The following is a 23,111-nucleotide window of genomic DNA, read 5'->3' on the forward strand; positions in this document are numbered from 1 at the left end:
ATCGGTGCTACCGTACACTGGACAGGTTACCCTCTTGAATCTCAGCAGGCTGCTTTCATGTCTTTGAACACACGACTTCTTTTTGCGCTGCTTGGCCTACCGCTCGTGGTTTATGCCTGCATGGCGGTGCTGCTCGTCGTGCAAAACGACCATAAATCCCGGGCGCTTTTGGAAGAACGGATTGTCAGCGCCAGCGAATACATTGCCCCAAGCATGGCAGAGGCGCTGGCGGACACCGACATTGACCAGCTAGAGACCCACGCCTCACAGTTCCTCGAACAGGAAGGCGTTAACGCCGTTAGCGTGTTTGATGATCAAAATAGCCGCCTGCTGGTACGTGGACGCACCACCGACGCATCGCCAACCTCGTCACCACCTGACACCACGCGGCTCTCAACTACCGATGACGTGTGGCGCTTGCAAGTGCCCCTTGAGATCGCCGCAATGGATAATGCAGCCGCCCCACGGGTGGGTTGGCTGGAAGCCACGATAGATACTCAGTCGCTTAACCTTGCCCGCTATCAATTGATTGCCAGTTTAAGCCTGGGGGGAATGCTCCTCGGGCTTTGCCTGTTTTTGATTGCCTTTGCCATTAGCCGCTATGTCACACGTCCCATTGAAGAAGCTAGTCATGCTCTATATCGCCTGTCGCGGAGCGATTATGAGCAAACGGCTACGCCCCATAACGCCATTGAACTCGACCAACTAGCCAAACAAATCAATGCACTGGCCAGCCATCTACAGCGTGCCCAACACGATATGCAAGCGCAAATCGAACAGGCGACCAGCGAACTTCAAGAATCAATGGAAACCATCGAAGAACAGAATATCAAGCTCGACCTTGCTCACCGCAGCGCGGTGCGCGCCAATACGGTCAAGTCCGAATTTCTGGCCAATATGAGTCATGAAATCCGTACTCCGCTTAATGGTATCATCGGCTTTTGTCGACTGCTCGGCCGCTCGTCCCTCGATGAACGCCAACGCGATTGGCTGCAACACGTGCACCGTGCCTGCGATAACCTGCTGATGCTGGTCAATGATGTCCTGGATTTCTCCAAGCTGGAAGCTAACCGCTTAACTCTGGAAGAAGCCGATATCGACATCGTCACGTTAGTGGACGAAATTCTTGGCCTTCACGCCCCCGAGGCCCAGCGCAAGCACCTTCATCTGGTCGCTATGGTTTACGATGATGTGCCGACACCGCTATGCGGCGACCCACTCAGACTCCACCAAGTGCTCAATAACCTGATCAGTAATGCCCTAAAGTTCACCCACCAGGGCGATGTCGTGGTGAGGGTCATGCTGGAACACTACGCGGGTAAGCATGTCGTGCTGAATATAAGCGTGAGCGATACGGGCATCGGCCTGAGCGAAGACCACCAGCAACAGCTGTTCAGCGCCTTTTCCCAAGCCGAGCCCAGTCACCCTCGCCAGTTTGGCGGCAGCGGACTCGGTTTAACCATATGCCGTCAGCTCATTCAACGCATGGGCGGGGAAATTAGCGTTGAGAGCGAGCTAGACAAAGGCGCGACATTCTCATTCACCCTTCCCCTCCAGGCGCCAAACGCTGACGAACGCCGCCCGGAGTTACACCTTGACGGCCCAATCATTCGCGTGCACGAGCCACACACCACGACGCGTCATGTGCTTGAGCATTTACTGGAACGCTGGGGAGCGATTCCCGTTGCGCTTTCAAGCGACGCGACCAGTGACTTATTGCTGATCAGTCTTGATCAGGATGATTTACAAAACACTGCCCTTGCTCAGTGGCAGGCGCTTATCAGCGCTGCGGGGTGCCCTGCACTGGTCCTGGTGAACGGTTCCAGCTTTGACCTACCCCAGCTCGACTTCCCCTTCAAAGGTGAATTGCTCTGTAAGCCATTCACCCGCGCGCAATTGGTTGCCTCGCTGACCCATTTATTGGTGCCGGTCGGCGAGGCACGGCCTCAACCCAGCGCGCCCCTTCCGGCATTACCCGCCGCCGATGAGGGGTATCGGTTATTAGTCGTCGATGACAACACCTCAAACCGGCAACTGCTCAGTGCTTTATTGGAAGCACCTGGGCGGCATATCAGCCTGGCGGAAAGTGGTCAAAAAGCGCTTGAGATAGGCCGTGACCACACCTTTGACATGGTGTTTATGGATATACGCATGCCGGGAATGGATGGGCTACAAACGACCCAAGCGCTACGACGCATTAATGCCGCCTGGAGTCGTTGCCCAATTGTCGCGGTAACCGCCCACGCCCTGAACAGCGAGCGACAACGCTGGTTAGCAGAAGGGCTGGACGACGTGATTATCAAACCGATTGACGAGCATGAATTGGGGCAGTTGCTAAGCCGCTTTCTGGGCATCCCCCCCCCGGAAGGGTCTTCCCCGCAGCCAAAGAAGGTATCGCCTAGCGCTGCAGCCGCTACGCTACCGGTGATCGACCTTACGCTGGGCGCCCGCTTAGCGGGAGGCAAAGAGGATTTAGCGCGAGCCCAATTAAGGCGGCTGATCGATAACCTGCCCGCCACCCGAGCTGAAATGGACGCCGCTTTTCAACAACGCGATCTGGAAGCCCTGCTGGACAGCGTTCACGGCTTGAATGGTGCAAGCCGCTACTGCGGCGCGCCCGAGTTGGCGCTGATAGTCGAGACGTTGGAAACCCGATTGCGTACCAGCGGGCTAGACCATGTAGATACGTTAATTGATGATCTTTACCACGCCATGGACAAACTCATCGCCCAGCGCAGTTCGTTAGGGTAAGCGGGGACTTAGCGTTCTAAAACCACAAAAGCGATGGCATAGTCGTCTTCATCACTGAGGGTAATATGCATGGTAGTCACTCCGGCGACCGCCGCCTTTTCAGCGGCAGTCCCGTGAAGCTCAAGAAACGGCTTGCCCAACTCGTCGTTGTGCACTTGAATATCGCGCCACTGCAGCCCGTGGCGCAACCCCAAACCTAGCGCTTTCACAAACGCCTCTTTAGCCGCAAACCGCTTGGCAAGAAACGCAGTGGGCTGCGATTTTTGCTGCCAAACGGCGTGTTCGTCGGGCCCTAATATACGCAGCGCAAAGCGCGGCCCGTGGCGCTGTAACGCCCGAGCAAAGCGCTCAACCCGCGCAATATCAGAGCCAATACCGACAATCACGCGCTAGTGTCCGCAGCAGCCGCTATGGGAAGCGTCATGCCGATGATCGTGGTCGTGGTCGTGGTCGTGGTCGTGTGCATCCAACGCCGCCATAAGTCCGGCTTCCTGGCCCGCTATAATCAGCCGCTTCATCTCTTGAACGGCTTCTTTTAGGCCAACAAAAAGCGCACGGGCGATAATCGCGTGGCCAATATTCAATTCATTAACCCCAGGCAACGCCGCAATGGCTTCCACATTATGGTAATGCAAACCATGACCGGCATTGACCACTAACCCTAGTGAAACCGCGTGTGTTGCGGCCGCCGTCAACCGCTGGTACTCCGCCATTGCCATCTCGCTACCGGGGCGCGCTTCAGCATAAGCCCCGGTGTGTAATTCGATGACGGGGGCTCCAGCACGCTGGGCGGCATCAATTTGCTCATCGTCGGGGTCGATAAATAACGACACCTCGCAACCGGCGGCGGCAAGGCGTTGGCAGGCGCTGGCAATGGCGTCAAAGCCGCCGACCACATCCAGACCACCTTCGGTGGTCAGCTCTTCGCGTTTTTCGGGAACAAGGCACACGTGGGCAGGCTGAATCTCTTCGGCTAGCGTCAGCATCTCTTCGGTGACGGCCATTTCAAGATTCATACGCGTATTGAGCACTTCAGCAAGCAGCTTTACATCGCGCAGTTGAATATGACGGCGGTCTTCGCGCAAATGCACAGTGATGCCGTCGGCCCCGGCCTCCTCAGTTATCAGCGCCGCCTGAACCGGATCCGGATAGCGCGTACCACGCGCTTGGCGAAGAGTGGCGATATGGTCGATGTTGACCCCGAGCAGTATCCGAGGTGGATGCATAATGGCCTCCGGTGATAAAAAAGTGACAGCCTAGCGTTGACGACGTTTGGCGAGGTCGTGCATTAATTCGCGGGAGCGTAACGCCGTCGTACCAAGATGTGGCGCCAGTGCAGCGCGCATAATGGCTTTTAAGGCGTTGGCTAAAGCGGGTTCCTGCCAGTCATGGTGGTCAATATAGCGCAGAGTACGACCATCCAGCCCCTTGGCTGCCGGAATAAACGCGCGGCTCGATGCATCAAAGCGATACAGTGCTTGAGGGTCGAGTGCGCCACCATCGGGCGTACAGAAGCGCGGTGTAGCGTCCAAAACCTCCAGCAGCGACCACTCGTAACGCCGCAGAGCGAGCGCGCGGGCAGCGGGCACCGGCAGCGCTTCAAGCAAGGCCGTATAAAAAGCAAAGACGTCCCCAGCAGGAAGTTCCAACGGCAGCAGGCGCGTGGCGATTTCATTGGCATAAAACCCACACAACAGGCCCTCGCCAGCCAGCAGCGCCGTCTGCCCACGGGACTCCATCAGCGTCAGGCGTTTGAGTTCACGTTCGCCTCGCCACGTCACCAACAGCGGTGTAAACGGCTGCAGACGCTGACGCGACTTTGACGATGGTCGCTGACCGCCTTGAGCCACCGCGCGAATCCGACCATGATGCAGCGTAAGAAGATCCACCAGCGCACTGGTTTCTCGGTAGGGCCTGCGGTGCAGCAAGAAGGCCGGCTCCGCTGACATTGCCCTGCTCAATCGAGATCGTAGCCCAGGCTTTTAAGCGCGCGCTCATCGTCCGACCAGCCCCGTTTCACCTTCACCCACAGGTTAAGCATAATTTTGGTGCCCAACGCCCGCTCCATATCCAAGCGTGCCTCACGACCGATGCTTTTGATTCGCTCGCCGTTCTCGCCGATCAGAATGACTTTTTGCCCCTGACGCTCGACTAGAATCAGCGCGCTGATATGTGTAACGCGTTCAGTTTCGCGAAACTCTTCGATTTCCACGGTCATCTGGTAGGGCAACTCGTCGCCCAACTGGCGCATGACTTTTTCGCGCACCAGCTCTGCTGCCATAAACCGCAGACTTTTATCGGTAATTTGGTCTTCAGGGAAATAGTGAACGCTCTCGGGCAGATGCTTGGCGACTTCTTCTTCCAGCGTTTCTACCTGAGTCCCATGTTTAGCAGAAATAGGCACGATGGCGGCAAACTCGCGACGGGCTCCCACGTCGGCCAGCCAAGGCAGCAAATCGCCTTTGTCATTTAGCCGATCCACCTTATTAACCGCTAATACCACCGGTGCCTTAACGTGCTCAAGCCTTTTGAGCACCGCTTGGTCCTCATCTGTCCAGCGGGTGCGGTCAATAATAAACACCACGCAGTCTACGTCACGCAATGCCTGGGTCGCTGCCTGGTTCATAAACCGATTGATCGCTTTATTGCGATCTTTCGACATGATGTGCATGCCAGGCGTATCGACATAAATAAACTGGGCGTCCGCCTCCGTTTTAATTCCCATCACCTGATGGCGCGTGGTCTGAGGCCGCCGGGAGGTAATTGAAATCTTTTGCCCCAAGATACGGTTCATCAACGTGGACTTGCCGACATTGGGGCGACCGACAATCGCAACGAATCCACAGGTTTGGCTCATGCATTGTCTCCAGGACGTTTTTCAAGGTAGGCAAGCGCTTCTTCGGCCGCCTGCTGCTCTGCGTGGCGGCGGCTCGGACCTTTACCCGTAGTGTGTTCAGTTAACAAATCGATATAGCACTCTACGGTAAACATCTGCGCATGCGCTTCTCCCTTAACGCTCACTACTTCATAACGCGGCAGCGCAGCTTGTCGGGACTGGAGAAATTCTTGCAGCCGCGTTTTCGGGTCTTTTTGAGTATCTTGCAGCGAGATGTTCGCTAGCCGTTCGGCGTACCATGCCAGAACGCGCTCACGAACCGCGTCCATGCCCGCATCTAAATAGATAGCACCAATCACCGCTTCAACCGCATCCGCTAAAATCGATTCCCGGCGATGACCGCCGCTTTTCATTTCGCCTGAGCCTAACCGTAAGCACTCACCAAATGTCATTTCTCTAGCCAGTTCAGCAAGCGTTTGCCCTTTCACCAGACGCGCCCGCAGTCGGGAAAGCTGCCCTTCTCGCGCCTGGGGAAAACGCTGGTAAAGCGCTTCAGCAATCACGAAGTTGACGATTGAGTCACCTAAAAATTCCAGGCGTTCATTGTTACGACCGCCATAGCTGCGGTGGGTCATGGCCAGTTCTATCAGCGTGGCATCGCCGAACGTATGGCCGATGCGTCGGCAAAAAGCGGTTAACGAAGTACTCACAGGGCCCCTACGTCGTTGACGTTGACTAAAAAATAATGACTATACATAACGGTTGGCCTTATCACTCAATGCGGCGCACGTCGGTAAAGCTTGGCAGCCCACCGTCCCAGTGCATCCATACGGCAAAGGCGCGCCCGACAATATTTTCCTCAGGCACAAACCCCCAGTAGCGGCTGTCGTTGGAGTGATCACGGTTGTCACCCATGGTGAAGTAGTGGCCTTCAGGCACTTCAACTTCACGCATTTGCGGCCCAGAATCCCGGGGATTGTTATAAATATAGTGTTCAATTTCACCTAAACGCTCTTCAAGCAATAGCTGCTGAGAAACATCTTCTTCCATCAGCTCTTTGGGCACCGCTTCGCCGTTGACATAAAGCTGCTTGTCTTCATAACGAATACGGTCGCCGGGCAGCCCGACTACGCGCTTAATGAAGTTAACCGAAGGCTCTTCGGGAAAACGAAACACCATTACATCGCCACGTTCAGGGTCATCGACCTCAAGAAAGCGTGTATTGATGACCGGCAAACGTAGCCCGTAGGCAAATTTGTTGACCAGTATGAAATCACCCACTTCAAGCGTTGGCCGCATTGAGCCAGAGGGAATTTGAAACGGCTCGACGACAAAGCTACGCACCACCAGCACTACCAGCAATACCGGAAAGAAAGAGCGTGAGTAATCGACGGGCCACGGCTCTTTAAGCAGCTTGTCACGCGTCGCCTGATCGAGTCCCTCTACGGTATTCGCATCGGCGTGGGCAACCCGCTCACGCCGTTTGGGGCGTAACCAGACCACATCGAGCAAATAGATAACGCCAGAAAGCGCGACGGCAAGTACCAGCAGTAATGCAAAATCCATGGGTGGAAGTCGTCCCTAATCGTTAACCTTGAGTACAGCAAGGAAGGCATCCTGGGGGATTTCCACCCGACCGACCTGCTTCATACGTTTCTTACCAGCTTTCTGTTTCTCTAGCAGTTTTTTCTTACGGCTGACATCACCGCCATAACATTTAGCGGTCACGTTCTTGCGCAGCGCCTTGACGGTGGAGCGAGCCACTACCTGGCCACCAATAGCCGCCTGGATCGCGACATCAAACATTTGCCGGGGGATTAACTCTTTCATTTTCTCCACCAGCAGGCGGCCACGCGTGTGAGCGTGATCACGGTGAATAATCACTGCTAGGGCATCTACTTTATCACCGTTAATCAACACGTCCAGGCGAACTAACTGGGCTGCCTCAAAGCGTTCAAAATTATATTCAAGCGAGGCATAGCCACGTGAAATAGACTTCAGTCGATCAAAGAAGTCCATCACGACTTCAGACATGGGTAATTCGTAAGTCAACTGGATCTGATTGCCGAGAAACTGCATATCCAACTGAGTGCCACGGCGTTGTTCACACTCGGCAATTACATTGCCGACGAATTCCTGGGGCACGAGGATGCTGGCTCGCACCACTGGCTCGCGCATGTGCTCGACATCTGCCATATCAGGCAGTTTGGAGGGGTTCGAGACGTAGTTGAGATCGCCATTTTTCATGGCCAGCTCATAGACCACGGTCGGCGCGGTGGTCAGCAAGTCTAGGTCGTATTCGCGCTCCAGGCGTTCTTGAATGATCTCCATGTGAAGCGTGCCCAGAAAGCCCACGCGAAAACCAAAGCCCAGCGCATCTGAGTTTTCGGGCTCGTATTCAAGCGACGCATCGTTAAGCGCCAGCTTCTCGAGCGCATCGCGGAATTCTTCGTAGTCATCGGCACTGACCGGGAACATACCCGCATATACTTGAGGTTTGACCTTCTGAAAGCCTGGCAGTCGCGGCACATCGGGCGTTTTAGTGTGGGTAATCGTATCCCCCACCGGCGCACCGTGGATGTCTTTAATACCCGCCACAATGAAACCAACTTCTCCCGCGCGTAAGATATTGGTCTGTTTGCGCAGCGGCGTAAAAATCCCGACTTCTGTGGAGTTCCAGTCCCGCCCGGTGGAATTGATGCGGATCTTATCGCCTTTGCGCAGCGTACCGTCGAACAGGCGGACTAAAGAGACGACACCCAAGTAGTTATCGAACCAAGAATCGATAATAAGCGCTTGCAAAGGGGCGTCAGGGTCACCTTTCGGGGGAGGGATATCACGCACTAAGCGCTCTAACAGCGCGTCGATGCCAATCCCGCTTTTCGCTGAGACTTGGCAGGCATCGGTGGCATCAATGCCAATAATCTCTTCGATTTCCTGAGCTACCCGGTCGGGATCCGCTTGGGGCAAATCGATTTTATTGAGCACCGGTAATACTTCCAGGCCCTGCTCGACGGCGGTATAACAGTTGGCCACTGACTGTGCTTCAACGCCCTGGGCAGCGTCCACAACCAATAGGGCGCCTTCGCAGGCATATAGCGAGCGCGACACTTCATAAGAAAAATCCACGTGCCCAGGCGTGTCGATGAAGTTGAGTTGATATACCTGGCCGTCAGGGGCGGTATAGTCCAACGTCACCGATTGCGCTTTAATGGTAATGCCACGCTCGCGCTCGATATCCATGGAATCAAGCACTTGTTCTTTCAATTCACGCTCAGTTAAACCACCGCAGGTTTGAATTAACCGGTCTGAAAGCGTGGACTTGCCGTGATCGATATGGGCAATGATCGAGAAGTTACGTATATGTGTTAGCTTGCTTGGGTTTTCGCTGGTCATTGGCCGTTTTTAATCCGCTTGGAGTACGCACTCAGGCAAGACAAACCATCAGTCCTTGCGGTGCGCATCAAAATTTGTAGCCATTGTACCGTTACGACGGTCTTGGTGCTATGTACAAAAATCAGGGCAAAAAAACGGCAGCCCACCGATGTTGACGGCGGACTGCCTGACGGAGAAACGCTAATTCAATTATTCAAAACGCAGCGCTACGAAAAGCGAGCGGCCATCGCGATAGAGACGCAAGGGTATCGCTCGATCAGTGGGCAACTCTTCAACGATGCGGCGCAACTCTTCGGGTGACGATAAGCTGCGATGATCCAAACTAACCAGCACATCGCCTGCGCGAAGACCAGCGCGAGCCGCCACGCTGTCGGGCTCAACTTCACGCACTATTACGCCACCTTGCAGATCAAGCTGCTCTTGGGTTTCCTGGTCTATTTCAGCAACCGAAACACCAAGGCGCACTTGGCTATCGCTAGATGATGAAGCGGGCGCCCCTTCGGCATCAGGCCAACTACCTAGCTCTACGGCTTCACTACGTTCTTCACCATCACGCATTAGCCGTAGATCCACTTCATCTCCCGGCGCCACCCGGCCAATCAGACGCGGTAGGCTGCTCGAGCGATCCACGGTTTCACCGTTAACTTCCAGGATGACATCACCAGCTTTAAGACCGCCTTTTGCTGCGGGGCCATCAGGATCCAAATCGGCGATCAACGCGCCTTCAGCCTCTTCCATGCCAAATGATTCAGCCAAATCACGCGACACCGGCTGAATCATGACTCCCAACCAGCCACGGTTAACGTGTCCATCTTCGCGAAGCTGATCGGCCACATCCAACGCAACGTTAATCGGGATGGCGAATGAAACTCCCATAAACCCACCGCTACGCGTAAAAATCTGCGAGTTAATACCGATGACCTCGCCATCGAGGTTAAACAATGGACCACCTGAATTACCCGGATTGATCGCCACATCGGTTTGGATGAACGGCACATAGGCATCGCGCGGGAGCGTTCTATTAATCGCGCTGACAATACCCGCCGTCACCGAATGATCAAAGCCAAATGGCGAGCCTATGGCGGCGACCCATTCACCTACACGAAGCTCATCCGAATCTCCCAGATTCAAGGTGGGTAGAGCATCCGCATCGACCTTAAGCAGTGCTACATCGGTTTGTGGGTCACTGCCGATTAGCTCAGCGGTTAACTCGCGCCGATCGTTCAAACGAACGAGAATTTCATCGGCGTCCTGCACCACGTGCGCGTTGGTCATCACGTAGCCATCTTCGCTAATAATGAAACCAGAGCCCAGTGATTGACGCTCTTCGCTGCGCCCCTGCCCCCCTCCTGGCGGCGCGGGGAAGCTATCGCCAAAGAAGTGACGAAAAATCTCCGGCATTTCCTGACCACCGAAGTTATCAAAGGAGGGCCCGCCGCGCTGCACCGTTCGGCTGGTAGAAATATTCACCACCCCGGGAGCGGCGTCCTCAACGAGGTCGGTAAAATCCGGCAGGTTTTGTGCTTGGGCGCTTTGCGCCACAAAGAGCAGCAATACAAAACACATCCACAACGCAGAGGGAAAGTTTAAGCGCTTCATGCAAGAGCTCCTACTGAAAACACCATCAAGCCAATCAATGCAGCTCACCGTGAGCCACCGATCAAGATGCATCAGCCAACCGCGGACGGAAGTGCTCCGCACGCCGACCTAACGCGTATTTAAGGCCTATCATGCCACTAATCAAGACGCTGAAGAAAAGACTCGGTGCAAGCCACATCTCATCGCTGAGCGTGCCAAATAACCCAGCGATAGCCAAGGCCATTAAGAGCGGCAATCCGTAGACCAGCCACGCTAAACGTGTCATGGAAGCCTTAAGCATCACCAACGTTACCTCGCTATTCAGTGCCAGCTCGTCATCATTGTCGCGCGGCAGCCGCGTATCTACCGACACCTGCCAGGCAGGTCGGCGTTCAAGCAGCCCTGCCCCACAGCCTTGACCTTTAGCACATTGCATGCAGCCAGGCGAGGCCGCGACTTCGACGATAACTCCATGCGCGTGGTAGCCCACGACTCGTCCTTGGCGCTTAATAAATGCTTCATTTGATGCTACCGACACAACATTGACTCCCACACTGCTTCTTAAGAGCGCTGATTAAGTGGTTAACAACCGTTGTATTGTTTACGACCATAAAAAATGGACGTTGAAATAGAGGGCACCTCTTTCCAACGTCCATTTGTATAATTGTCCTATCGCTAACTAGCCGGGCTGATCAGCGTTGCCCCAAAGGCTCTGTAGCACCGGATGAATGCATCAAAGGTGACCATTGATCGTTTTGGCCCCCTGCCGAACCTTGAGTCTGCTGCTCAAGATAAGACTGCAGCATGCGAAGTTGCTCAACATCGATATTAGTACCCTGCTGAGCCGATACGCTTTGCTGCTGACCTGAACCGGAGAAGCCGCCTTCACTAACGTTCATCAGGCCATTTCCCGATCCTTGCCCACTCATCCTAAAAGGGGTTTGCTCGAACATGGGCATTTCGCCCTGCTGAGTGCCTGCTGATTGGCTATTGGTAACAGACGGTGTGGACGCGAGGTTTACCGGCTGCACCTGATTAGATGTCGTCGATTCGGAGCTTGAAGCCACTCCACCCCCCTGCTGCGACTGTGACGTTCCACTGCTATTGCCGAAGAACTGCACGCCGGTGAGCACCATCAGCGATACCGCCGCTGCAACGCCTGCCCCGCGCACAAATGACACATTACCCGTACGGCTATGTGCAGTCGCATCGTCCAGCGCTGGAGCGGGCTCATCTTGCAAACGAGCCATGACACCAGCAGAGAGGTCAACGCTGACATCCACATCACGTTCACGACGCATCATGCTACGAGCCAAATGATAGCGTCGCCACGTTTCAGCGGCATCGTCATCGTTCGGTAGTGCCTTCAACACTCGGCGCAACTCTAGCTCATCACTTTCACTATCCATCAATATCGAAAGTGATTCCCGTGTGTTTTGACTCATACTTCACACCCTCACACTGTTGAGAAGAAGCGCTAATGGCCATCGTACGTATTGCGTCTACGCTGGCATTCACCGGCAACTTCACTATAGCTTCCCATTGGGAATGTAATGGCTTTGACGGTGATGCCACCAAACAGTTCACGGTCATCCGTAGTTTTTCGCCATCACGCTTTTAACGTACCCCCATTGACCATTAATCTTCTCGACTGTTCCGTGCCGTGGTCACTAAAGGTCGAATATGTTCGTCAACGGCTTCGCGCGCCCTGAAAATACGTGAACGCACCGTGCCCACGGGACACTGCATAACCTGCGCAATATCTTCGTATGCCAGCCCGTCCAACTCGCGCAGCGTAATTGCAGTGCGTAAATCATCCGGTAACTTTTCGATTGCCTCATACACAGCGGCCTCCAACTGATCCCGCGCAATAGCGGCCTCAGGCGACTCGGAATCGGCCAAGCGACCGCTTTGATCGATAATTTCGGCATCGACAATATCCAGGTCGCTACCTGGCGGGCGACGCCCGCGCGACACAAGATGATTTTTTGCGGTATTGATCGCGATTCGATACATCCAGGTGTAAAAAGCACTTTCAGCGCGAAACTTTCCCAGTGCCCGATAGGCTTTTATGAAGGCCTCCTGAGCAACATCGTGGACCTCGGCGTGGTCATGCACGTAGCGCCCAATCAAGCCAATAATTTTGTGCTGATATTTTTTTACCAGCAGATCAAATGCGCGGGTGTCGCCTTTTTGAGCACGCTCAACGAGCTGTTGATCTGTTTCACGAGTGCTCATTCACGCGCCCCCTCTCACTCGGGCAGTGATCACCGAGCACTACTCTTCCTTTTAACCCGATACACTGGGCATTAACAGCAAGCAACATAGCGTTCCTTGGGCATTGGTTAATTATACGGATGACATAAAACGGTACTGTAACGTGATCGCCGATTATTGGCTAAGTGTTACGCGTTCTACACGGCGCATCAAGCGTTTACCCCCTTGCTCAAAACCCAGCGGCTGACTTCATTTATCATTGTTAAGTTCCACAACAATTGATTTTTACTGCGTCGACAAGCGATAGTAGGCGTCTTTAGTCGCCCATTACGCATGCACAGGTAGCACAATGTCAGATCAGCAGGTCAACAACCTTAACGTCCTTGCCCAGGACGTGCTCACTACCCCTGAAGCCCTTAAGCAAGATGTGCCGCTTACCGAAGCTGCCGAGCGCACCGTCATTGAGGGCCGCCACACCATTCAGCGTATCCTGGACGGTAGCGACCCACGCTTATTGATGGTGGTTGGCCCTTGCTCTATTCATGATGTCGACGCCGCCCTGGATTATGCCAGGCGTCTGCGCACCCTCGCCGACCAAGTCAGCGACAGCCTTTACATCGTGATGCGAGTGTATTTCGAAAAACCCCGCACTACGGTGGGCTGGAAAGGTCTCATTAACGATCCTCATCTTAACGACTCCTTTGAAATCGATGAAGGCCTGCATATCGCGCGCAAACTGTTGGTAGATCTTGCCGAGATCGGCTTGCCGCTGGCAACTGAGGCGCTCGACCCGATCTCGCCACAGTACCTGCAGGACTGCATTAGCTGGTCGGCGATTGGCGCCCGCACCACCGAGTCGCAGACCCACCGCGAGATGGCATCAGGCCTCTCTTCGCCTGTGGGCTTCAAAAACGGCACCGATGGCAGCCTGGATGTGGCCATCAATGCCTTACAGTCCGTTGCCCACCCGCACAATTTTCTGGGCATTAACCAGTCAGGCCAAGTTGCCATTATTCGTACCCGTGGCAACGGCTATGGACACGTCGTCCTACGCGGCGGCAACGGCAAACCCAACTATGATAGCGTCAGTGTCGCCTTGGCCGAACAGGAACTCAAAAAAGCCAGCCTTTCCGCCAACATTATGATCGATTGCTCTCACGCCAACTCGAACAAGGACCCTGCACTACAGCCATTGGTCCTCGAAAACGTGACCAACCAGATACTCGAAGGTAATACCTCCATTGTCGGTCTCATGGTGGAATCCAACATTGGCTGGGGCAATCAAAAAGTCCCTACCGATATTAACGAGCTTCAATACGGCGTTTCGATAACCGATGCCTGCATTGATTGGCCAACAACCGTTGAAACGTTTACCCGCATGAATGACAAGCTCGCGCCGGTGCTAAAAAAACGCCGCCGGTCGTAGCTTCCCCTATCGCCCACTGCGACCTGCGCAGTGGGCGAGCGTGAAGTCATAAGGCGATTTCTCGCCGGAAAGGTGGCAACGCATCCAGCAACGCCTGACCGTAGCGACGCGTGATAACGCGCTTATCCAATAGCGTAATAGTGCCTGTATCACTCTCCTTGCGGATCAGCCGACCACAGGCCTGCACCAGCTTGATTGATGCGTCTGGCACACTGATGCGCATAAATGGATTACCGCCCTGACTCTCAATCCACTCGGCGAGCGTTGCTCCCACCGGGTCATCCGGCACCGCAAACGGCAACCGGGTGATGACAACATGCGTAAGATAGTCCCCTGGCAAGTCGATGCCCTCGGCAAAACTCGCCAAGCCGAAAATAATACTGCCTTTACCGCTATCCACCGCCGCGCGATGGCGCTCGATCAACTCGCGCTTGGGCAAGGCGTCTTGGGCCAGTACGCGCTCCTTGACCGATTCGCTCAGCGCTTTCTCGACCCCGCGCAGCTGTGCACGCGATGAGAACAACACCAGCGCCGCCTCACGATCCGCCAGCTTTGTCACGAAATCGACGATGGCTTTTTCGTGGGCTTCTCGATCGCTTGGATCAGTCGCCTCCTTGGGCACGCTTAATACAGCGTTGGCGTAATCAAACGGACTGGGCAGCGCCTGATAACGGTAGCGATTGGCCAGCCCCGCTCGCTCCTGAAGCCGCTCGAAACGCCCCAGCGCCGTGAGCGTGGCAGATGTGACCACAGCGCCATGGCAGCGCCCCCACAAGTGTTTCGCCAAGGTATGCGCGGCGGATACCGGGCTTGCCGAAAATTCAAGTTCCGGCTCTCCCGCGACACGGCTTAGCGTGATCCAGCGCGCGCTAGGCGGCGCATTAGCGGCATCGCGCTCGCTGAACGCCTGCCATAGCGCATGAGCCTCCAGTGCCCGACCGTGAAGCAGCGCCACCAATGGCAGCCAGGCTTCCGCCTGCTCGCGCTCAAGGCCGGTTTGCTTATCCGGGTCGAGGCTTTCGCGCAAAATATCGCTGATACTTTCAAGGCTGCGCGACAGCGTGGCAAACATCACCACCAATTGCTCGGCCTGCTCGTGCAGCGCATCGGGAATTTGGCCCTTTTCAAACCGTGACTGAAGCGTGCTTTCTTCGTCAGCCAACCCATTCGCGCGCCCTGCAAGCTGATGCCCCATGCTGAACACATCGCCCAACGCCGGCTCCAGGGCATGGATAAGCTCGGGCAAACCGGCGAGCAACCGAGCAATCGTCGGTTGGACGGCAAGCCCTTGATGCAGGTCGGTCAAGCTGCTTTTGAGGGTTTTAAGCCAGCGTAAACAGCCATTGATAGCGAAGCGATGAGCAAAATGCGATAGCGCCTTATCGGGCAGATGATGGCCTTCGTCAAACACAAAGATGCAGTCGGCTGGGTCCGGCAAGATGGCCCCGCCGCCCAGCGCCAGATCGGCCAGCACCAAGTCATGGTTGGCCACAATGACGTCGGCGTTTTCCAATTCCCGGCGAGAACGGAAAAACGCACAGGCACCAAAATGGCCGCAGCGTCGCCCGGTACACTGACGATGATCGACGGTCAAACGCCGCCAGTGGGCATCGTCAATCGGATGCGGCCAGTTATCGCGATCGCCTTCCCACTCCCCCTGACCGTAAGCCTCAGCCATATCGCTGGCAATCAGGCTAAAATCACTGCTTTGTGCCTGTAAAGACTGCTCGAACAGCGACAGCGTGGGATTTGGCTCGGTCCCTTCCAACGCTTGATCAAGCCGCGCAACGCATACGTAGCGCCCGCGCCCTTTAGCCAGCGCGTAGCGAAATGCCAAACCGCTATGGTTCGCAAGAGACGGCAGGTCGTGGTTTAGCACCTGCTCCTGAAGCGCGACCGTTGCGGTCGAGACAATCAGTCGCTTGCCACGCGCTTTGGCGATGGGCAGCGAGGCGATTAGATAAGCCAGGGTTTTGCCTGTCCCCGTGCCAGCCTCAAGCACACACACATGACTGTCGCTTGTGCGCTTGCCGTCGCCATCACTTTCGATATCACCCAGCGTGCGGGCAATCTCGGCAATCATCAGCCGCTGACCGTAGCGTGGAGTCAACTCAAGGTTTTCCACCACGCGACGGTAAGCGTCCTGAATTTCGCTTTTAAGGCCAGTATCTAGCATGCGGCTTAGAGCATACCTTCCGGCGGGTGTTCGCAGGGAAGCTTGTCGTTGATATAGCGCTCAATCTCCGGCAGGGAGAAAGCATCTTCTTCACCCACAAAGCTAATTGAAACGCCTTTTGCACCAGCCCGGCCAGTACGCCCAATACGGTGGACATAGTCTTCCGGATCTTCAGGCAGCGTGTAATTGATGACGTGGCTGACGTCTTCAATATGAATGCCGCGGCCCGCTACATCGGTGGCGACAAGCACTTGAATATCGCCTTCACGGAAGCTCTCAAGGGTTTTGATGCGTTGGTTCTGCGGCACATCACCAGACAGCATGGCGGCACTCACGCCGGCCTTTTTAAGCAGGTCGTCAAGTTTGCGCACCAGATCGCGGCGATTGCCAAACACCATCACACGCTCGAAGCTTTCCTGCTCCAACAGCTTGACCAGCAGACGCTGCTTGTCATCGTCAGAAACCATATAAACCCGCTGGTCGATATCGGCCTGGTTCTCCACGGTCACTTCGATCTCAACGTGGGCCGGGTCCATCGTCCATTGACTGGCCAGGTTGAGAATATCCTCGGTGAACGTCGCCGAGAAAAGAAACGTCTGACGCTCTTCTTTCTTGGGCGTGTAGCGGATGATCCGCTTCACGTCGGGAATAAAGCCCATCGACAGCATACGATCGGCTTCATCCAGCACCAGCACTTCCACTTCGGAAAGGTCGATATCACGCTTCTGGTGAAAATCGAGTAGCCGCCCAGGAGTCGCGACTAGGAGATCGATTTTTTTGCCTAGACTATCGCGCTGCTTTTGATAGTCCATCCCGCCCACAACGCTTGCCACGTTGAGCTTGGTAAAGCGGGCAAGGGCCTTGGCATCTTTCTCGATCTGCAGTGCCAACTCGCGGGTAGGGGCAATAATCAGCGCCCGCGGCGCCCCTGGCTTCTGGCCGTCCGGGGTTGGCTCTTCCAGGAAATAGGCCAGCGCTGAGATCAAAAACGCAGCGGTTTTGCCCGTACCGGTTTGTGCCTTGCCGACGATATCACCGCCCAACAACGTGTGGCGCAGCGCCTCTGCCTGAATAGGCGTGCAGTATTCAAACCCTTGGGCATGAATCGCGCGCATTAACGGCAGCGGCAGATCAAAGTCATGAAAGCGCCACTTGCCAGCCACGGCAGGCACCTGAAACTGACGAAGATCCCAGTTCGACTGGCGACGACGCGGTTTCCGACGACGACGTTTTGGCTTACGGTTCTGGGCCGATGCTGTGGTCTGTTCCGACTCGCTCATAGGCTATGTATCTGTCCATTGCTGTGGATGTTAGGCATCTTGACGTGCGCATTGTACCAGGGCTTGGCAATAAGAGCGCGCCCTGCTGTCGAAGGAGGTCGCTAGGCTGCTAGAATAGGCCTATTACCGAACCAAGGAGCGCGATATGACGCGTAAAAAAAAGACCCGTTCGCTGGCGGATAAAGTCACCATCCGTACTGGTCGGCGTAAAGACTTTAAAAAGTGGCGCCATGATAACCCCGATCAAGTGACGTCATCACGTCGCTTTGTGGCTAAAAAACAGCAGCAACGCAAATTGCAGGCGGTGCGTAAGCTGGCTCGCCAGCAGAGTGGCCAGGATATTGCCATTCACCCAGACAAAGATACGGACAACCCGCCGGGAGACCGCTCCTGATGCGCCTTGTTTCATTCAACATTAATGGCATTCGAGCGCGGCTTCATCAGCTACAGGCTCTTATTGATACACAAAAGCCCGATATTATCGGGCTTCAAGAGACCAAAGTACAAGATAGTGAGTTTCCACTCGCCGATGTAGAGGCCATGGGTTACCACGTTTTCTACTACGGGCAGAAAGGACACTATGGCGTCGCGATGCTTTGCCGCCAAAAGCCCCAAGCGGTATTTTACGGTTTCCCAGACGATGAGGAAGACGCTCAGCGTCGCATGATTGGCGTCAAGCTATTGACCGAGGACGGCGATCCCGTCACCGTTTGGAACGGCTATTTCCCCCAAGGGGAAAATGTTACCCATCCCACTAAGTTCCCCCACAAAACGCGCTTTTACCAGCAGTTGGCGCGCCTGCTTAGCGAGCAGCACCACCCTGATGAGCGGGTTGCCGTAATGGGCGACTTCAACATCTCGCCGGAAGACCAGGATATTGGCATCGGTGAAGCCAATCGCAAGCGCTGGCTGCGCGAGGGTAAAACCAGCTTCCAGCCCATCGAGCGGAAGTGGCTTGAAGGCATTAAAGCCTGGGGATTGCATGATAGCTACCGGCTTTGTTATCCAGCGGACGCCGAGTGGTTTAGCTGGTTTGATTATCGCTCCAAAGGCTTTGACCGCGAGCCCAAACGCGGACTACGCATCGACTATATTCTGGTGACCCAGCCGCTGGCCGACTGCGTCACTGCCGCCGGGATCGACTATGCGCTGCGCGGTATGCAACGCCCGTCTGATCACGCACCCACTTGGAGCGACTTTTCACTCACGCTGGCGTCTTCCGATTAGCCAGCGCGCATAACCTCCAGGTAAGGCGGCCATGTTATCGCGACCAGGCTAAGGTGAATGGTGAGGCGACTGCTCAAGCGTCGCCAGCCATTCAGCGGCTTGCTCATCGCCCAATGTATGAGCCCGCGACAGCGCCTTCTCGGCGCGCTCATCCTGCCCCCAGGCAAAGGCTAGTTGACCATATTGCCGCCAGTCGCCGCCATCCTCACTCAACGTCGCTAATGCCTGCCAGGCATCCAGCGCTTGGGTCTTATCCCTTGCCTGATGCCAGGCGTTCGCCAACAAGCGAAGGGTAGCTTCATCCCGCACTACTTCACCTTCTGCAAGCCAGTGCTCAAGATATTCCGCCGCTCTCGCCGGCGTACCGCCCGCCATGTGCAGGCGTATCAGTTGCCACCGGTCATCGTCTTCATCTAGCTTATCCAACTGCCAAGCGGTATCCCACAACGCCGCGGCGACACCCGGTTGGCCAGACTGCTGCGCAAGAGCAGCGGCCTGACGCCAGCTATCAATATCACTCTGTTCGTTGAGCCCGCGTAACAAAAAGTCGAGCGCTTGATCGGTTTGCTGGGTGCGTTGATAGATCGCCAACGCCAATCTGCGCTGGGCTTCATCGGGTTCAGAGGTCTGACTAAGGCTACGCTCAAGCCATTCAGCCGCCTCTTGCCAGCGCTGATCATTAGCTAACCAACGGGTCAGCTTCCAACGCTCTTGCCGTTGGCTACTTGCATCCTGGCCGGCCTGGGACTGCAAGGCGCTGGAAAGCAACTCGGTCGCCCGATCCGCCTGGCCCGCCGCGCGGCGTAACGACGCTTCTTCTCGCAGCCAGCGAGCGGCCTGAGCTTGCTCTTCACCGCTCAGTTCACGTGCTTGTGCCAGCCGGTCAGCCGCAGCACTCGGCTCGTCTTGGCGCGCCAGCGCGTTAGCTGCCAACTGCTGATAAAGCGCACTCGCCCATCGATCAGCATCGTTGCCAGCCCGCAAGCGCTCTGCCTGCTGAGTGGCTTGACTCACCACGCTAGCGTATTGCTGCTCGCGTAGCTGCGTTTGCAAACGGTTCAGGTCGTCAATGACATCGCTGGGCAGCGCAGGACTAGCATGCGCTAGCGACGTCCATAGACCTAGTAAACAGATGCACCACCATAAACGCATGGTCATACCTCAATAAAGTCGTTAGCGCAGTTGAAACTCGATACGCTGGGTGGCGTTGCGCAGCCGATCACTAGGCTCGAATTGCCATTCCCCAATCGCTTCACGGGCCGCATCATCAAATACGCGGCGTGGTTGGGCGTCGGTAACGCGGATCGAAGAACCCTCAACGCTGCCGTCACGACGAATGGTAAACGACACCTCAACATAGCCTTCCATGCCGCGACGCTGGGCACGCGCAGGATATGTCGGATTGACCCGGTTGGTCGGGGCGGCTTCGCCAACATTCACCGGCTCATCGGACTCAGTCGGCTCAGCTTCTGGCGCTGCTTCCCGCTCGGCATCAGAGGGCTCCGCCTCACTTTCTGCCTCCGCTGTCTCTGTCGGCTCTGGTTCCGGTTCCGGTTCCGGCTCAGGTTCGGGCTCCGGCTCTGCTTCGGTCATTTCCGGCAGTTCACTGTCCATTTCCACCGGCTCTTCGGGTGTCTCGGGCAGGTCAACTTCCGGCATCTCGATCGCACTATCAGCCACCGGCGGCGGCTCGGGCGTCGGCATGGGAGCCGAGGGGGCCGGCGTTGCTGCCTGGTTGGTCTCCGGCGGCGGTGTTTCTTCCTGCGGCGCTTCTTCCGGTGCTTCGACCATATCCATGGAGACGGTTTCTTCGGGGGGCTCGACTGGATCCTCCGGTGGTGCAACCAGTAACGCCAGCAGCCAAAACAGACCAATGGCCAACACCCCACCGACGATCAATGATACCGCTTGGCGCATCATTGGCCGCTCCGGTTGGCCGCCACCGCGACTTGGTCTACGCCTGCCTCCTGTAGACGGTCCATGACCTCAATCAGCAGCCCAGTGGTTGACTCACGATCAGCCTGAATAACCACCGAACCATCATCGCTGATCATGCCCGCCACCTCTTCACCCACCCGGTGGGCGTCGATGGCGCGACCATCCACCCAGACCGCACCTTCGGGTGAAACCGCGACCAATACCTGGGCATCAGGCCTGGGGCTCGCGTCACTCGACTCCGGACGGTTTATTTCAATGCCGCTTTCTTTAATAAAGCTGGTGGTGACAATAAAGAAAATCAGCATGATGAACACCACGTCGAGCATGGGCGTGAGGTTCACCTCGTTATTTTCTGCGGCGCTTTCCATCGAACGTCGTCTACGCATCATTTTCCTCCAGTGCCCGCGCCATCCGGTCGTGCAACCGCTGATCTTCGCGTCGAATAATATGTTCCAGGCGGCTAATAAACAGTAGGCCCACCACGGCGATTGCCATGCCGGTCAGGGTGGGCAGCGTTGCTCTCGCCACGCCATCAGCCATTGCCCGCGCCTGGTGCGTATCACTTAACGAAAGGCTATCGAAGACGCCGATCATGCCCGTGACGGTACCCAGAAGGCCGAACAGTGGACATAGCGCGACCAATAGCTTTAACCAGGGCAGCGGGCGACGCAGGCGGACCACAAGATCTTCCGTCCAAACGTTACGCAATGTGCGGGCGCTCCAGCTTTGGTGATCATCTCGCTTGGCCCAGCGTTTAATGAGCTGGCGCCGCGCTCGCCGCCAGGTGATGCGATAGAACCAGAAGCGCTCAATGGCCATGCCAAATACCAGCAGCGCTACCACGGCCAGCACCACCAGCACGACGCCGCCCGCATTCATCAGCCGCTCAACAGGCTCAAGCCAAAGGGGAACTGTGAACATATCAGGTCACCGGTGAGGCATGGGCAGGCTGATGGGCTTCCAAATGGTCCGCCAGCGTTGCGCTTGCCTGCCCTTCAATGACGTGAGTGAGATAGCGGCTACGGCTAGACAGTGCGGTTTGCGCAAACAGCAGCGGCACCGCGGTAATCAGGCCGAGCACAGTGGTTACCAGTGCCTGGCTAATCCCGCCGGCCATAAATTGCGGGTCGCCAGTGCCAAACACCGTGATCGCCTGGAAGGTGACGATCATACCGGTCACCGTCCCCAGCAGTCCTAGCAACGGCGCAATGGCGGCGAGCAGTTTGACAATCGGTTGGCCACGCTCGAGACGGGGTAGCTCGGCCAGCACCGCCTCATCCAGCCTGGCTTCCAGCGCTTCCGGCGTCTGGTGTTTGTCCATCTCTTCAAAGCGCAACAGGACGCGACCAAGGGGGTTGTTCGCCTGCAGCTGGTCGGGATGTTTAAGCTGACGATTCACCCGCTGGCTGGTAACCAGCAGGTACAGGTATTGCAGCATGGCAACCAGCAACCCTATGCCACCCAACGCGACCACGACATAGCCCACGTACCCGCCTTGATGAAAACGCTCCATAAGGGTGGGACGCTGCGCCAAGGCATCGATAACGCTGTCTTGGGTTGGGTCCATCGCGAACACGCGTGTCTCACCCTGATGATAATCCGCCAAATAATCGGCTACTTCTGCCGGGGTGCGGGGCAATACGGCCAAATGCCCTTCATCGTCCTGACGCAGCAGATCAGACTCTGTGAACGCAGCAAAGTCACCCAGCCGCACGATGGTCTGGGTTGAAACTTCGCCATTGGCATCGGCCACCGGGCGCTCCAACCGCTCAGCACTGCCGGTATTTTGCGTGAGCTTCGCCAGGCTATCGACGACATCTTCAAGAACCTCACGCTCCAGAACATCGACATCGCTGAGTCGTGGCGGCAACGCTTCTTCATTCAGGGTCAGCCAACTGTCATCGCCCAAAGCGTTGCGCACCTCGCTGCTATGTTCATTGAGCGCGGCCAGCAGGTTGCTCAACGCCTCACCTTGCTCAGATTGACGCGCGGAGAGGCGCTCCGCCTCCACTGACTGCGCTGTCTCCTGAGCCTGTAACGCTTCGTTGCGCTCCTGCGCGGCTTGCTGACGTGTCCGTGCTTGGTCGAGCGCGTCTTCCAGCGAGGCTTGGTCGTCAAGCAAGTTAATCAAGCGTTGCTGGTCGCGGACCTCAGCGGCTTCGCGGGCTTCACGCAACGACGTGGCGTCTTGCGACTGAGCGCTCGCCAGCGGGCTAATGCTCATCAGCCCCATCAGAAGTGCTACCGCTACGCCACGATAGCTTTTTTTCATGTCGCGTATCATGG

At 56.1% G+C, this 23,111-nt stretch carries 23 protein-coding genes; 5 read left to right on the top strand and 18 right to left on the bottom strand.

The features are described 5' to 3' along the window. Positions 1 to 57: 57 nt before the first annotated feature. Positions 58 to 2,751, top strand: a complete 2,694-nt coding sequence (locus GA0071314_RS10810) for an ATP-binding protein (protein ID WP_074396647.1) — start codon at positions 58 to 60, stop codon at positions 2,749 to 2,751. Positions 2,752 to 2,759: 8 nt separating this feature from the next. On the opposite strand, the gene acpS is transcribed toward GA0071314_RS10810, so the two are convergent. From acpS to GA0071314_RS10860, 10 genes are all read right to left on the bottom strand, one after another. Further along, the gene (acpS, locus tag GA0071314_RS10815; protein WP_074396648.1) at positions 2,760 to 3,137 is read right to left on the bottom strand and encodes a holo-ACP synthase; all 378 of its coding nucleotides are present in this window, start codon (positions 3,135 to 3,137) and stop codon (positions 2,760 to 2,762) included. A gap of 3 nt (positions 3,138 to 3,140) precedes the next feature. Further along, positions 3,141 to 3,977 carry a pyridoxine 5'-phosphate synthase gene (pdxJ, locus tag GA0071314_RS10820; protein WP_074396649.1) on the bottom strand — a complete coding sequence of 279 codons (837 nt, stop codon included), beginning with the start codon at positions 3,975 to 3,977 and terminating at the stop codon, positions 3,141 to 3,143. Positions 3,978 to 4,007: 30 nt separating this feature from the next. After that, positions 4,008 to 4,700: a DNA repair protein RecO gene (gene recO / locus GA0071314_RS10825; protein WP_074396650.1), complete on the bottom strand. Its 693-nt coding sequence runs from the start codon at positions 4,698 to 4,700 to the stop codon at positions 4,008 to 4,010. Between the two features lie 8 nt (positions 4,701 to 4,708). After that, entirely contained in the window at positions 4,709 to 5,608 is a 900-nt protein-coding gene (gene era, locus GA0071314_RS10830) for a GTPase Era (RefSeq protein ID WP_074396651.1), read from the bottom strand. Next, on the bottom strand, positions 5,605 to 6,297 hold the full coding sequence (gene rnc / locus GA0071314_RS10835; protein ID WP_074396652.1) for a ribonuclease III: 693 nt from the start codon (positions 6,295 to 6,297) through the stop codon (positions 5,605 to 5,607). The genes era and rnc overlap by 4 nt, the downstream gene beginning before the upstream one ends. Positions 6,298 to 6,358: 61 nt before the next feature. Beyond that, on the bottom strand, positions 6,359 to 7,153 hold the full coding sequence (lepB, locus tag GA0071314_RS10840) for a signal peptidase I (RefSeq protein ID WP_074396653.1): 795 nt from the start codon (positions 7,151 to 7,153) through the stop codon (positions 6,359 to 6,361). Positions 7,154 to 7,168: 15 nt separating this feature from the next. After that, positions 7,169 to 8,983 (bottom strand): translation elongation factor 4, encoded by a 1,815-nt coding sequence (lepA, locus tag GA0071314_RS10845; protein WP_074396654.1) that lies wholly within the window; start codon positions 8,981 to 8,983, stop codon positions 7,169 to 7,171. A gap of 189 nt (positions 8,984 to 9,172) precedes the next feature. Further along, positions 9,173 to 10,582, bottom strand: a complete 1,410-nt coding sequence (locus GA0071314_RS10850; protein WP_074396655.1) for a DegQ family serine endoprotease — start codon at positions 10,580 to 10,582, stop codon at positions 9,173 to 9,175. 61 nt (positions 10,583 to 10,643) lie between these two features. Further along, entirely contained in the window at positions 10,644 to 11,099 is a 456-nt protein-coding gene (locus tag GA0071314_RS10855) for a SoxR reducing system RseC family protein (protein ID WP_074396656.1), read from the bottom strand. A gap of 154 nt (positions 11,100 to 11,253) precedes the next feature. Beyond that, the gene (locus tag GA0071314_RS10860; RefSeq protein ID WP_074396657.1) at positions 11,254 to 12,006 is read right to left on the bottom strand and encodes a sigma-E factor negative regulatory protein; all 753 of its coding nucleotides are present in this window, start codon (positions 12,004 to 12,006) and stop codon (positions 11,254 to 11,256) included. Positions 12,007 to 12,041: 35 nt separating this feature from the next. Here GA0071314_RS10860 and GA0071314_RS19500 point away from each other — a divergent pair, with 35 nt between their 5' ends. After that, complete coding sequence (locus GA0071314_RS19500) at positions 12,042 to 12,182, top strand: hypothetical protein (protein ID WP_156524111.1); 141 nt, start codon at positions 12,042 to 12,044, stop codon at positions 12,180 to 12,182. 17 nt (positions 12,183 to 12,199) lie between these two features. On the opposite strand, the gene rpoE is transcribed toward GA0071314_RS19500, so the two are convergent. Beyond that, positions 12,200 to 12,799: an RNA polymerase sigma factor RpoE gene (gene rpoE / locus GA0071314_RS10865; protein WP_074396658.1), complete on the bottom strand. Its 600-nt coding sequence runs from the start codon at positions 12,797 to 12,799 to the stop codon at positions 12,200 to 12,202. Positions 12,800 to 13,127: 328 nt separating this feature from the next. Here rpoE and GA0071314_RS10870 point away from each other — a divergent pair, with 328 nt between their 5' ends. Then, entirely contained in the window at positions 13,128 to 14,204 is a 1,077-nt protein-coding gene (locus GA0071314_RS10870) for a 3-deoxy-7-phosphoheptulonate synthase (RefSeq protein ID WP_074396659.1), read from the top strand. Between the two features lie 46 nt (positions 14,205 to 14,250). On the opposite strand, the gene dinG is transcribed toward GA0071314_RS10870, so the two are convergent. Together dinG and rhlB are read right to left on the bottom strand one after the other, a co-directional pair. Next, complete coding sequence (dinG, locus tag GA0071314_RS10875) at positions 14,251 to 16,380, bottom strand: ATP-dependent DNA helicase DinG (RefSeq protein WP_074396660.1); 2,130 nt, start codon at positions 16,378 to 16,380, stop codon at positions 14,251 to 14,253. Between the two features lie 5 nt (positions 16,381 to 16,385). Next, complete coding sequence (gene rhlB, locus GA0071314_RS10880; protein WP_074396661.1) at positions 16,386 to 17,660, bottom strand: ATP-dependent RNA helicase RhlB; 1,275 nt, start codon at positions 17,658 to 17,660, stop codon at positions 16,386 to 16,388. A gap of 145 nt (positions 17,661 to 17,805) precedes the next feature. Here rhlB and GA0071314_RS10885 point away from each other — a divergent pair, with 145 nt between their 5' ends. Both GA0071314_RS10885 and xthA read left to right on the top strand, forming a co-directional pair. Then, complete coding sequence (locus GA0071314_RS10885; RefSeq protein WP_074396662.1) at positions 17,806 to 18,054, top strand: hypothetical protein; 249 nt, start codon at positions 17,806 to 17,808, stop codon at positions 18,052 to 18,054. Then, complete coding sequence (gene xthA / locus GA0071314_RS10890; RefSeq protein ID WP_074396663.1) at positions 18,054 to 18,887, top strand: exodeoxyribonuclease III; 834 nt, start codon at positions 18,054 to 18,056, stop codon at positions 18,885 to 18,887. The genes GA0071314_RS10885 and xthA overlap by 1 nt, the downstream gene beginning before the upstream one ends. Positions 18,888 to 18,935: 48 nt before the next feature. Here xthA and GA0071314_RS10895 read toward each other — a convergent pair whose 3' ends face one another. The 5 genes from GA0071314_RS10895 to GA0071314_RS10915 are packed head-to-tail and all read right to left on the bottom strand — an operon-like array spanning position 18,936 to position 23,109. After that, on the bottom strand, positions 18,936 to 20,045 hold the full coding sequence (locus GA0071314_RS10895; protein ID WP_331710452.1) for a tetratricopeptide repeat protein: 1,110 nt from the start codon (positions 20,043 to 20,045) through the stop codon (positions 18,936 to 18,938). Positions 20,046 to 20,060: 15 nt separating this feature from the next. Continuing rightward, positions 20,061 to 20,807 (bottom strand): energy transducer TonB, encoded by a 747-nt coding sequence (locus tag GA0071314_RS10900; RefSeq protein ID WP_074396665.1) that lies wholly within the window; start codon positions 20,805 to 20,807, stop codon positions 20,061 to 20,063. Next, positions 20,804 to 21,211, bottom strand: a complete 408-nt coding sequence (locus tag GA0071314_RS10905; protein WP_074396666.1) for an ExbD/TolR family protein — start codon at positions 21,209 to 21,211, stop codon at positions 20,804 to 20,806. Before GA0071314_RS10905 ends, GA0071314_RS10900 begins: the two co-directional genes overlap by 4 nt. Beyond that, complete coding sequence (locus tag GA0071314_RS10910) at positions 21,204 to 21,746, bottom strand: MotA/TolQ/ExbB proton channel family protein (RefSeq protein ID WP_074396667.1); 543 nt, start codon at positions 21,744 to 21,746, stop codon at positions 21,204 to 21,206. The genes GA0071314_RS10905 and GA0071314_RS10910 overlap by 8 nt, the downstream gene beginning before the upstream one ends. Position 21,747: 1 nt before the next feature. Continuing rightward, positions 21,748 to 23,109 carry a MotA/TolQ/ExbB proton channel family protein gene (locus GA0071314_RS10915; protein ID WP_231896445.1) on the bottom strand — a complete coding sequence of 454 codons (1,362 nt, stop codon included), beginning with the start codon at positions 23,107 to 23,109 and terminating at the stop codon, positions 21,748 to 21,750. Between the last annotated feature and the right edge of the window lie 2 nt (positions 23,110 to 23,111).

Source organism: Halomonas sp. HL-93 (genome assembly GCF_900086985.1).
In the GTDB taxonomy this organism is placed as follows: Bacteria; Pseudomonadota; Gammaproteobacteria; order Pseudomonadales; family Halomonadaceae; genus Vreelandella.

Bases quoted from the DNA above. Each gene is read 5' to 3' on its own strand.
- GA0071314_RS10810 (WP_074396647.1), top strand. From the start codon at position 58: ATGTCTTTGAACACACGACTTCTTTTTGCGCTGCTTGGCCTACCGCTC.
- GA0071314_RS10915 (WP_231896445.1), bottom strand. From the start codon at position 23,109: ATGATACGCGACATGAAAAAAAGCTATCGTGGCGTAGCGGTAGCACTT.
- GA0071314_RS10895 (WP_331710452.1), bottom strand. From the start codon at position 20,045: ATGACCATGCGTTTATGGTGGTGCATCTGTTTACTAGGTCTATGGACG.
- GA0071314_RS10850 (WP_074396655.1), bottom strand. From the start codon at position 10,582: ATGAAGCGCTTAAACTTTCCCTCTGCGTTGTGGATGTGTTTTGTATTG.
- recO (WP_074396650.1), bottom strand. From the start codon at position 4,700: ATGTCAGCGGAGCCGGCCTTCTTGCTGCACCGCAGGCCCTACCGAGAA.
- GA0071314_RS10910 (WP_074396667.1), bottom strand. From the start codon at position 21,746: ATGTTCACAGTTCCCCTTTGGCTTGAGCCTGTTGAGCGGCTGATGAAT.
- pdxJ (WP_074396649.1), bottom strand. From the start codon at position 3,977: ATGCATCCACCTCGGATACTGCTCGGGGTCAACATCGACCATATCGCC.
- GA0071314_RS10870 (WP_074396659.1), top strand. From the start codon at position 13,128: ATGTCAGATCAGCAGGTCAACAACCTTAACGTCCTTGCCCAGGACGTG.
- rpoE (WP_074396658.1), bottom strand. From the start codon at position 12,799: ATGAGCACTCGTGAAACAGATCAACAGCTCGTTGAGCGTGCTCAAAAA.
- dinG (WP_074396660.1), bottom strand. From the start codon at position 16,380: ATGCTAGATACTGGCCTTAAAAGCGAAATTCAGGACGCTTACCGTCGC.
- GA0071314_RS10860 (WP_074396657.1), bottom strand. From the start codon at position 12,006: ATGAGTCAAAACACACGGGAATCACTTTCGATATTGATGGATAGTGAA.
- GA0071314_RS10885 (WP_074396662.1), top strand. From the start codon at position 17,806: ATGACGCGTAAAAAAAAGACCCGTTCGCTGGCGGATAAAGTCACCATC.
- era (WP_074396651.1), bottom strand. From the start codon at position 5,608: ATGAGCCAAACCTGTGGATTCGTTGCGATTGTCGGTCGCCCCAATGTC.
- GA0071314_RS19500 (WP_156524111.1), top strand. From the start codon at position 12,042: ATGGCCATCGTACGTATTGCGTCTACGCTGGCATTCACCGGCAACTTC.
- lepA (WP_074396654.1), bottom strand. From the start codon at position 8,983: ATGACCAGCGAAAACCCAAGCAAGCTAACACATATACGTAACTTCTCG.
- GA0071314_RS10905 (WP_074396666.1), bottom strand. From the start codon at position 21,211: ATGCGTAGACGACGTTCGATGGAAAGCGCCGCAGAAAATAACGAGGTG.
- lepB (WP_074396653.1), bottom strand. From the start codon at position 7,153: ATGGATTTTGCATTACTGCTGGTACTTGCCGTCGCGCTTTCTGGCGTT.
- GA0071314_RS10900 (WP_074396665.1), bottom strand. From the start codon at position 20,807: ATGATGCGCCAAGCGGTATCATTGATCGTCGGTGGGGTGTTGGCCATT.
- xthA (WP_074396663.1), top strand. From the start codon at position 18,054: ATGCGCCTTGTTTCATTCAACATTAATGGCATTCGAGCGCGGCTTCAT.
- rhlB (WP_074396661.1), bottom strand. From the start codon at position 17,660: ATGAGCGAGTCGGAACAGACCACAGCATCGGCCCAGAACCGTAAGCCA.